The organism is Streptomyces niveus (genome assembly GCF_001723055.1).
In the GTDB taxonomy this organism is placed as follows: Bacteria; Actinomycetota; Actinomycetes; order Streptomycetales; family Streptomycetaceae; genus Streptomyces; species Streptomyces niveus.
On sequence record NZ_MDCR01000027.1, the window covers coordinates 1 to 10,133 of the forward strand.

Annotated in this window: 8 protein-coding genes; 5 read left to right on the forward strand and 3 right to left on the reverse strand. The window is 70.3% G+C overall.

The features are described 5' to 3' along the window. Positions 1 to 184 precede the first annotated feature (184 nt). Both BHU15_RS03255 and BHU15_RS03260 read right to left on the reverse strand, forming a co-directional pair. Positions 185 to 1,195, reverse strand: coding sequence for a zinc-dependent alcohol dehydrogenase (locus tag BHU15_RS03255; RefSeq protein WP_069625768.1), 1,011 nt, complete (start codon positions 1,193 to 1,195; stop codon positions 185 to 187). Then, positions 1,192 to 2,355 (reverse strand): mandelate racemase/muconate lactonizing enzyme family protein, encoded by a 1,164-nt coding sequence (locus tag BHU15_RS03260; RefSeq protein WP_069625769.1) that lies wholly within the window; start codon positions 2,353 to 2,355, stop codon positions 1,192 to 1,194. Before BHU15_RS03260 ends, BHU15_RS03255 begins: the two co-directional genes overlap by 4 nt. Before the next feature lie 177 nt (positions 2,356 to 2,532). Here BHU15_RS03260 and BHU15_RS03265 point away from each other — a divergent pair, with 177 nt between their 5' ends. From BHU15_RS03265 to BHU15_RS03275, 3 genes are all read left to right on the forward strand, one after another. Then, complete coding sequence (locus tag BHU15_RS03265; RefSeq protein ID WP_069625770.1) at positions 2,533 to 3,303, forward strand: IclR family transcriptional regulator; 771 nt, start codon at positions 2,533 to 2,535, stop codon at positions 3,301 to 3,303. A gap of 127 nt (positions 3,304 to 3,430) precedes the next feature. Continuing rightward, positions 3,431 to 3,904: a carboxymuconolactone decarboxylase family protein gene (locus BHU15_RS03270; protein WP_069625771.1), complete on the forward strand. Its 474-nt coding sequence runs from the start codon at positions 3,431 to 3,433 to the stop codon at positions 3,902 to 3,904. 71 nt (positions 3,905 to 3,975) lie between these two features. Then, complete coding sequence (locus BHU15_RS03275) at positions 3,976 to 4,899, forward strand: RNA polymerase sigma-70 factor (RefSeq protein WP_069625772.1); 924 nt, start codon at positions 3,976 to 3,978, stop codon at positions 4,897 to 4,899. A 26-nt stretch (positions 4,900 to 4,925) separates the two neighbouring features. On the opposite strand, the gene BHU15_RS03280 is transcribed toward BHU15_RS03275, so the two are convergent. Continuing rightward, complete coding sequence (locus tag BHU15_RS03280; RefSeq protein WP_069625773.1) at positions 4,926 to 5,600, reverse strand: hypothetical protein; 675 nt, start codon at positions 5,598 to 5,600, stop codon at positions 4,926 to 4,928. A gap of 361 nt (positions 5,601 to 5,961) precedes the next feature. Here BHU15_RS03280 and BHU15_RS03285 point away from each other — a divergent pair, with 361 nt between their 5' ends. Both BHU15_RS03285 and BHU15_RS03290 read left to right on the forward strand, forming a co-directional pair. Beyond that, the gene (locus tag BHU15_RS03285; protein WP_069625774.1) at positions 5,962 to 8,979 is read left to right on the forward strand and encodes a 3-keto-alpha-glucoside-1,2-lyase-like domain-containing protein; all 3,018 of its coding nucleotides are present in this window, start codon (positions 5,962 to 5,964) and stop codon (positions 8,977 to 8,979) included. A 140-nt stretch (positions 8,980 to 9,119) separates the two neighbouring features. Beyond that, positions 9,120 to 10,133, forward strand: a 1,014-nt coding sequence (locus tag BHU15_RS03290; protein ID WP_255293015.1) for an SPFH domain-containing protein, incomplete at its 3' end; no start/stop codon positions are given.

The window sequence follows — 10,133 nt, forward strand, 5'->3', positions numbered from 1 at the left end:
CGCCTGCTCACCGGGGCGGCGGGGGCCGGGGGCTGGTGCGTCGGTCAACGGACATGTCCTTCGGTCGCTGCCTGTCGGTTCGTGAGGGTGGTGTCGGTGGGCGGATGCCCAGGCTGTTCGATATCTCGAACCATGTTCGGATCTTGGGGTACGTCGCTGTCGCGGCGCGCCCGGCCGGGCGGGGTCAGGGCCGCAGCAGCACCTTCCCCGTACCGGGGTCGCCGCCGCCGACGAGCGCGACGGCCTCCGCGTACCGCTCCAGCGGGAACTCGTGGCTGATCAGCGGGCCGGGGTCGAGCAGGCCCGCCGTGAAGGCGCGTACGGCGAAGGACCAGGCGGCCGACGGGGCGCCGAAGACGCTGCGTACGGTCAGCTGGCTCAGCGACAGGTGCACGGGGTCGATGCCGGTCGCGCCGGTGGTGAACATGCCGGTGAGGACGACCCGCCCGCCGCGCCGGGCCAGCAGACAGGACGAGGCCGCCGTGGTGGGCGCGCCCGCCGTCTCGACCACGAGGTCGTAGGTGCCCCGGCGGCCCTCGGCCTCCGCCGGGGTCAGGATCTCGTGCGCGCCGAACGCGGGCGCGAGGGCGGCGCGTCCGGCCCGGGGCTCGATCACGGTCAGTTCGCCGGGCGCGTACGCGGCGAGGAACTGGACGGCGAGCAGTCCGAGCGTGCCGGCGCCCACGACGGCGATCCGTTCGCCGGGCTCCGGGCGCCCGGCCCGTACGGCTCCGGCGACCACGGCGGCCGGCTCCAGGAGGGCGGCCGCCCGCAGGTCCGCGTCGGCGGCCAGGGGGTGCAACAGGCGCGCGGGGACGGTGACATGGTCGGCGAACGCGCCCGGCCGGGTGAAGCCCGTCTCGTCGTAGCCGCCGGTGCACAGCGAGGTGTCGCCGGCCCGGCACCGCTCGCAGACGCCGCAGGTGCGGAAGCCCTCGGCGACGGTGCGTCTGCCGACGAGTGCCGGGTCCACTCCCCCGCCGACGGCCTCGACGGTGCCGGCCCATTCGTGGCCGGGGGTGACGGGGTAGCGGACGTAACCGGGGTCGCGGCGGCCGTGATACACCTCGCGGTCGCTCAGACAGATCCCGGCGGCGGCGACCCTGACCAGCACCTCGCCGGGTCCCGGTACGGGGGGCTCGCCCTCGGCCAGCCGGTGGACGCCGGGCTCGTCGACGACGACGGCCCGGCTCATCGGGACGCCTTCGGGTCGCGCTTCTCCCAGCCCTCGGCCCAGAGGTCGAACCGGGCCTGCTGCTGGGGGAATTCGGCCGCCGCGTCGGCGTCGAACTCGACGCCGAGGCCGGGCGCGTGCGAGATCTCGAAGCAGCCCGTCGCGGGGTCGACCTCGGGCGCACCGGTGACGATCTTCTTGATCTCCGCGTCGGCGAAGTCGTTGAAGTGTTCCAGGATTTTGAAGTTCGGTGTGCAGGCGGCCAGTTGCAGGCTGGCGGCGGTCAACACGGATCCGCCGACGTTGTGCGGGGCGACCAGTACGTAGTGGGTCTCGGCGGTGGCGGCGAGTTTCCGTGTCTCCAGGATGCCGCCGACATGGCCGACGTCCGGCTGGATGATGTCGGCGGCCTGCGAGGCGAACAGTTCACGGAACTCGATCCGGTCATGGATGCGTTCGCCGGTCGCAACGGGGATGTCGACCTTCGCGGCGACCTTGCTCAGCGCCTGAAGATTCTCCGGCGGTACGGGCTCCTCCAGCCACGCCGGTTCGTACGGGGCCAGTTCGCGCGCCAGCCGCACGGCCGTCGCCGGACTGAACCGGCCGTGCATCTCCAGCATCAGCTCGGTGTCGGGGCCGATCGCGTCCCGTACGGCCTCGATCAGCGACACCGCGTACCGGGACCCGGCGCGGTCCAGCTCGAAGTGACCGGTGCCGAACGGGTCGATCTTCAGCGCGCGGTAGCCGCGCGCCACCACCGCCCCGGCCGCCCGGTGGTACGCCTCGGGGGTGCGCTCGGTGGTGTACCAGCCGTTGGCGTACGCCTTGACGCGGTCGGTGACCTTTCCGCCGAGCAACTGCCACACCGGGACGCCGAGCGCCTTGCCCTTGATGTCCCAACAGGCCATCTCCACCACGGCGATGCCCGACATCACGATCTCGCCGGCCCGCCCGTAGTCGCCGTACTTCATCCGGTGGACCAGATCCTCGGCCGCGAACGGATCGGAGCCCGCGATGTGGTTGGCCTCCGCCTCGCGCAGATAGCCCACCAGCGCGTCGGTCCGGCCGAGCATCCGCGTCTCGCCGACGCCGGTCAGTCCCTCGTCGGTGTGGACCTGGACATAGGTGAGGTTGCGCCAGGGCGTGCCGACGACGTGGGTGCTGATTCCCGTGATGCGCACTGCGATACCCCTCGACGCTGTTCGATATTTCGTCATGCGTTCGAAATGCTGGCGAGACCGTAAGCAGGCGGCCGAGGGGTGTCAATGGGGCGTGCAGCAGCTAGCCTTTGTTCGTCACTCCGGCCATTGACCGGAGTACCGAACAACGAACCGGACAACGAGAGATGGGGGACGGACATGGGCCGGCTGGTCCCCGCGGTGACGCGGGCGTTCGACATTCTCGAACTGTTCCTGGAGGGCGAGGGGAAGCTCTCCGCGCCGGATGTCATCCGCCGGCTGGGGCTGCCGCGTACGACCGTCCACGAACTGCTCACCACCCTCGCCGCCCGTTCCTACCTGGAGGCGATCCCCGAGCAGCCCGGCCGCTACCGGCTGGGTGTACGGGCCTACCAGCTCGGCAGCCGTTACGCGGAGCAGCTCGACCTCGCCGCCGAGGGCCGGCTGATCGCGCGGGACATCGCGGAGACCTGCGACGAGACCGTGCATGTCGCGATCCTCGAAGACCTCGACGTCATCTACATCGCGAAGGTGGACTCGACGCACACGGTCCGCATGGTGTCGGCGGCGGGCCGCCGGCTGCCCGCGCACTGCACCTCGGTCGGCAAGATGCTGCTGGCCTCGCTCCCCGAGCCCGAACTCGACGCCCGGCTCAGGGGCGCCGAACTCACCGCCATGACGGCCAACAGCATCACGGACCCTGCGGTTCTGCGGACGGCGCTCGCCACGATCAGACGGCGCGGGATCGCGGTGGAGCACCGTGAGTCGAACGCGGACGTGAGCTGTGTGGCCGCGCCGGTGCGCGACCGGCGGGGCCAGGTCGTGGCGGCGCTCTCCGTCTCCGTGCCGATGATCCGCTGGACGGAGTCGCGCGAGGACGAGCTGGCGGAGCTGGCGGCGAAGGGCGCGCGTGACCTGTCGGCCCGGCTGGGCCACCGGTCGGCGACCTAGGGCCGGCGGACCGGACCGGAGAGACGCGGGTCACACCGAACCGCTGCTCGTCCGTGTCACAGGAGGCCGGGGCGTCTCGTCTCAGGGGTGTAGGTACGGACGACACACCCCTGAGGGAGAGCACATCATGGACGCGCGACTGAACTACCGCACCAGCCGGACCGCCAAGAAGGTCATGGGGCACTTCATGGCGCTGGGCAAGGTGCTCAAGGAGTCGGCGCTGCCGGCCGAGACGCAGGAACTGGTGGCGCTGCGCGTGAGCCAGATCAACGGCTGCGCCGTCTGCGTCGACATGCACGCCAAGGAAGCCGCCGCGGCCGGCGAGAGCGCGCTGCGGATGAACATGGTCGCGGTGTGGCGGGAGGCCACGGTCTTCACCGAGGCCGAGCGTGCGGCACTGGCCCTGGCCGAACAGGGGACCAGGATCGCGGACGGCGCCGACGGGGTCAGCGACGAGGTCTGGGCGAACGCCGCCAAGCACTTCGACGAGGAGCAGCTCACCTCGCTGGTGATCTCGGTGTCCTTCATGAACACGGTGAACCGGCTGAATGTCATCACCCGGCAGCCGGCGGGCGACTACCAGGTCGGGCAGCTGCACTGAAACGCCGATGACGGTGGGGCTCGGGTGCGGCTGATGGCCCCGAGCCCCGGATACGCGGGAGAGGGGACGACATGAGCGAGGCCGAGGAGTTCGAGGAGCTGCGGCCCCTGCTGTTCTCCATCGCCTACCGGATACTCGGCAGCGTGAGCGAGGCCGAGGACGCGGTGCAGGAGACCTGGTTGCGCTTCGACGGCTCGCCGACCCGGCCCCGGTCGGTCAAGGCGTTCCTGTCGACCACGGTGTCCCGGATCTCGATCGACGTACTGCGCTCGGCGCGGGTGCGGCGGGAGGCGTATGTGGGCCCGTGGTTCCCCGAGCCGCTCCTGAGCGATCCGTATCAGGATCCGGAGCGGTCGGTGGAGCTGGCCGACTCGGTGTCGATGGCGGCGCTGCTGCTCCTGGAGCGGCTCAGCCCGCTGGAGCGGGCGGTGTTCCTGATGCGGGAGGTGTTCGCCTTCGAGTTCCAGGACATCGCGGAGGCGGTGGGGCGTTCGGAGGCGGCGTGCCGGCAGTTGCTCGTCAGGGCGCGGCGGCACATGGACGCGGGGCGGCGGCGGTTCGCGGCGGACCGTGAGGAGCGGCAGAAGTTGGCGGCGAGGTTCTTCGACGCGCTGAAGGACGGCGATGTGGACGGGCTCCAGGATCTGCTGGCCGCGGACGTCCAGCTGGTCGGGGACGGCGGCGGAAAGGCGCCGCAGCTGTCCAGGACCGTCAACGGCCCGGCCGGCGTGTCGCGGCTGTTGGGCAAGGGGATCCACTGGCTGCTGCGGGTCGAGGTGGCGATGGAGCCGCACGAGGTCAACGGCCAGCCCGGCGCGGTCTTCCGCGACCGGGACGGCAATGTGCTCCAGGTCCTGGCGCTCGACGTGCTGGACGGCCGGATCCAGACCATCCGTCTGGTGACCAACCCCGAGAAGCTCACCCATCTCGGGCCGGTCGGCGATGTCTGGGCGGTCGAGCGCGAGGTACGGCAGGCCCGCCGTCGGGCGCGCTGACCGCGCACGCTGACCGGCCGCGGAGGTCAGCCCTCCAGGGTCTGCACGCTGATCGACCAGGGTCCGTCGGAGCGCACGAAGATCAGGCACGGACCGGTGAGCGGTGCTTCGCCGCGCCAGGGGCCGATGTGGTTGGCCAGCTGGTCGACGAACCCGCTCCCGTCCACCTCGAAGGTGTCGACGAGGAAGTAGCCCCCGTCGTCGGTGTTCGGGTCGCCCTCGTGTCGCAGTGTCGCGATCCCGGGGCCGCCCTCGTAGCGCAGTACGTCCGACGCGGGGCGCCGCACCTGGCTGTGCAGACCGAGCGCGGTGGAGACCGGGACGGCGTCGACCGACCATGGTCCGTCGGCCTGGACACGCAACGCCCGCACCTTCTGGTCGTCGGCGTTGATCAGTGACCGGCAGCTGAACGGGCCCTCGGCGTAGACGAGTTGGCTCGCGGACCGCAGCTTCCCGTCCAGCGCGTCCACGACGAAGTCCCCGGGCCCGTCGTACGTGATGTGGAGGATGACCGGCCCCAGGTCCGGGGTCAGCGGGGCGACCTGATGCCCGTCGCCGGCGATGTGCTGCAGGACCGGGCCGTCGGTGGGCGGCGCCGGCGGGGGCGCCCCCGCCCGGTCGGTCTTCGCGATTCCGGTGAGAGGTACCGCCTTCGCGTCCTTCGAGTCCCACTCCGCACGGTCACGCCTGAACCAGTTCATCGAACCCCCCGGTGATGTCTGTTCCCAGTGTCACATCACCGAGTCGGACCGGACCATCGCCGAGGACTTTCCACTCGTGCGTGACAAAGTATGGACGGTCCCGACAGAAGTCTCTAGTGTTTCGCTCGACCGTCGACCAATGGCGCACCTGACGCCGAGCCATGACGGGCCGTCAGTCACGCACATGCCGCATGTCGCACGCGCACGTCGCACCGTGAACCGTGAACCGTGAACCGCCAGAGCGAAACGTCCGCATCCGTTGCCAGACCTCCGCATCCGGATCGAAGGGGCTTGCCCCGGCGGTGAACTCCGCCCAGGGGCCAGGGTGTTCTTCCCGGTGCGCGAAGTGCCAGGAGGAAGAATGGATCAAAGACCGCGCCGCCGCCTGCGCAGATGTCTGCTCAGTCTGCTCGCCACCTCGTTCCTCGCCACCGGCCTCATGACGACCCCGGCCACCGCCGCCGATCCCGTCGCGGCCGATCCCGTCACCCGTGAGATACCGCCGCAGGAGCCCGGAGTCACCCTGCGCGTGTTCGACGTGCAGGTGCCACTGGAGAAGATCTGCGTCCTCAAGCCCGCGCAGACCCCGAACGTCGACAAGCTGATGCCCGTCATCGACTGGTCGTCGACGGACGACTTCGGCGGCATCGGCGACAACTTCGTGTCGGAGGTCACCGGCAACATCGACGTCCCGCAGGACGGTTCGTACACCTTCCGGCTGACCAGCGACGACGGTTCGCGGCTGCGGATCGACGACAAGGTCGTCATCGACCACGACGGTCTGCACGGCGCGGACCCCAAGGACGGCACGGTCACCCTGACGGCCGGTTACCACTCCCTGCGTATCGACCACTTCGACCGCACCGGCGGCCAGAACATCACGCTCGCCTGGCAGCCGCCGGGCGCCTCCGGCTTCACCGTCGTACCGAACTCCGTCCTCAGCACGGACGCCGACGTCGTACGGGTCACGGCGCCGGGCCGCAAGGAGTGCGAGGGCGTCAGGGACTCCCCCGGCGACGGTCTGCCGCTGAACAGCGTGCACCCCGGCTACACGCTCACCGATCTGCGGCCGAGCGGGTTCGAGCCGCAGGTCACGGCGATGGACTGGCTGCCCGACGGCCGGCTGGCCGTCACCACCTGGGGCGGCACCGACAACACGACGGGCGAGGTCTACCTCCTCAGCGATGTCACGGGCAGCACGGACCCCTCGAAGGTCAAGGCGAAGAAGATCGCCGAGGGCCTGAAGGAGCCGCAGGGGATCAAGTACGTCGACGGTTCGCTGTACGTGTCGCAGAAGCACGAACTGACGGAGCTTCAGGACACCGACGGGGACGACGTCACCAACACCTACCGGAAGGTCGCGACCTGGCCGTACGGCGGGAACTTCCACGAGTTCGCGTTCGGGCTGCTCTACCAGGACGGCTTCTTCTATCTGAACCTGTCGGTCGCGATCAACCTGGGCGGCGCGACGACGGATCCGCAGCCGGCGAAGAACCGCGGCTCCACGATCAAGGTCAACAAGGCGACCGGCGAGGTCAGTTACGTGGCCGGCGGTCTGCGGACACCCAACGGCATCGGCTGGGGTCCCGAGGGCGACATCTTCGTGACCGACAACCAGGGCGGCTGGCTGCCCTCGTCGAAGCTGGTCCACATCAAGCAGGACCGCTTCTTCAACCACTACACCAACCCGGCGGGCCCGTTCGACGCCAGGCCGGTCACCAAGCCGGTGCTGTGGCTGCCGCAGAACGAGATCGCCAACTCCCCCAGCACGCCGCTGCTGTTGAAGGAGGGACCGTACGCCGGGCAGATGGTCTTCGGTGACGTCACGTACGGCGGACTTCAGCGCGGATATCTGGAGAAGGTCAAGGGCGAGTACCAGGGCGCGGTCTTCCGCATGACGCAGGGCCTGGAAGCCGGCGTCAACCGGATCAGCATGGGCCCGGACGGCGCGATCTACGCCGGCGGTCTGGGCGCCGGCGGCAACTGGGGCCAGGAGGGCAAACTCCAGTACGGCCTCCAGAAACTGACGCCCAACGGTGAGGACGCGTTCGACATCCTGGCGATGCGCGCGAAGCCGGGCGGCTTCGAACTCGAATACACCAAGCCGCTGTCCGCCGAGACCATCGCCGAACTGGTCGACCGCTACGAGGTCCAGCAGTGGTACTACGCGCCGACGCCCGACTACGGCGGCCCGAAGATCGACGAGGAGACGCTGAAGGTCAGTTCGGCGACCGTGTCCGCCGACGGCAAGAAGGTCACCCTCGCGATCGACGGCCTGAAGTCCAACCGTGTCGTGCACCTGCGCTCGCCCCGGCCGTTCAGCGCCGAGGGCGGCGAGACGCTGTGGAGCACCGAGGCCTGGTACACCCTCAACTCCCTCGTCGGGGACGAGCCGCCGAAGACGATGTACGAGGCGGAGGAGGCCGCGCTGACCGGCGGCGCGCGCGTCGACACCGAGCACGCGGGCCACTCGGGCGGCGGCTTCGTCGACAGCTACGGCACGCAGGGCGCCACCACCACGTTCGACGTGCGTACGACCAAGGCGGGCAAGTACGACGTGGGCCTGCGCTACGCCAACGGTCCGAACCCGTTCGTCGGGAACAAGACGGTGAGCGTGTACGTCAACGGGCGCAAGATGAAACAGACGGTCCTGCCCAGCACCGGCAAGTGGGACGGCTGGGCGACGAAGACGGAGTCGCTGCCACTGAGCCGCGGGGCCAACACCATCGCGTACCGGTACGACGAGGGCGACACCGGTCATGTCAATCTCGACCTGATCTCCGTCCATCCCAAGGACAGCCGCATCACGCTGTTCGACGGGAAGGACCGGTCGCAGTGGCAGCACACCGACGGCAGTGACGTCCGCTGGCCGTCGTCCGCCGAGAACTCGATGGAGGTCTGCTGCGGCGACATCCGCACCAAGCAGGCGTTCGGTGACTTCAAGCTGCACGTCGAGTTCCGGGTACCGAAGCTGCCGCCGGACGTGACCGGCCAGGACCGCGGCAACAGCGGGGTGTATCTCCAGGAGCGGTACGAGATCCAGATCCTGGACTCGTTCGGTGTCGAGAAGCTCGCGAACAACGAGGCGGCGGCGATCTACACGAAGAAGGCCGCCGACCTCAACGCCTCGACGGCGCCGGAGACTTGGCAGACGTACGAGATCACCTTCCGCGCCGCCCGCTACGGCGCCGACGGGAAGAAGACCGAGGACGCCCGCGTCAGCGTGGTGTGGAACGGCAAGACCGTCCACGACGACGTGGCCATCGACGGCCCGACGGGGGCCGGCGCCCCGGAGACCACGGCCACCGGGGCCATCCGGCTCCAGGACCACGGGAACAAGGTGCGTTACCGCAACATCTGGATCGAGCCCAAGAGCTAGCCCGAAGGCTCCTCCGATCCCTCGCCCCCGGCCGGTCACGGCCGGGGGCGAGGGTGTGTCCAGGGCCCCGCATCCACTCTCGTCATATTGACGATATGAGCGCCCCTCCGATATCGTCACACCGACGAGAAGAGGTCATCATGGCTGACATCACCAAGCGCCTCGGCCGGCGCCATCTCCGCTCCGCCCCCACCGCCCACATCCGCCACCACCGGCGGGGCCGGCTCGTCCACGACGGTCCGGGGCTGAGCTTCTGGTTCCGGGCGCTGTCCGCCGCCCTCTCCGAAGTGCCCATCAACGACCGGGAGTTGGCGATGGCGTTCCACGCCCGTACCGCCGACTTCCAGGACGTCACCGTCCAGGCCACCGTGACCTACCGGATCAGCGACCCCGCGCTCGCCGCGGCCAGGCTGGACTTCTCCCTCGACCCGGACACCGGCGTCTGGCGCGGCGCGCCGCTCGAACAGATCGCGACCCTGCTCACCGAGACGGCCCAGCAGCACGCGCTCGACGTCCTGGCCCGTACGCCGCTGGCCGCCGCCCTGTCCGACGGCGTCGCCGCCGTACGCGACCGTGTCGACGGCGGACTGGCGGCCGAGCCCCGGCTGCCCGCCACCGGCCTGGAGGTGGTGACCGTCCGGGTCGTCGCCGTCCGCCCCGAGGCCGAGGTCGAACGCGCGCTGCGGACGCCCGCGCGCGAGCAGATCCAGCAGGAGGCGGACCGGGCGACGTACGAGCGACGGGCCGTGGCGGTGCAGCGGGAGCGGGCCATCGCCGAGAACGAACTCGCCAGCCAGATCGAACTGGCCCGCCAGGAGGAGCAGTTGGTCGAGCAGCGCGGCACCAACGCCCGCCGTGAGGCCGAGGAGGGCGCCTCGGCCTGGGTGCGTACGGCGTCGGCCGCGGCGCCCTCCTCGGCCTCACGGCGGGCGTTGGTGCCGCGCTGCTCGACCAACTGCTCCTCCTGGCGGGCCAGTTCGATCTGGCTGGCGAGTTCGTTCTCGGCGATGGCCCGCTCCCGCTGCACCGCCACGGCCCGTCGCTCGTACGTCGCCCGGTCCGCCTCCTGCTGGATCTGCTCGCGCGCGGGCGTCCGCAGCGCGCGTTCGACCTCGGCCTCGGGGCGGACGGCGACGACCCGGACGGTCACCACC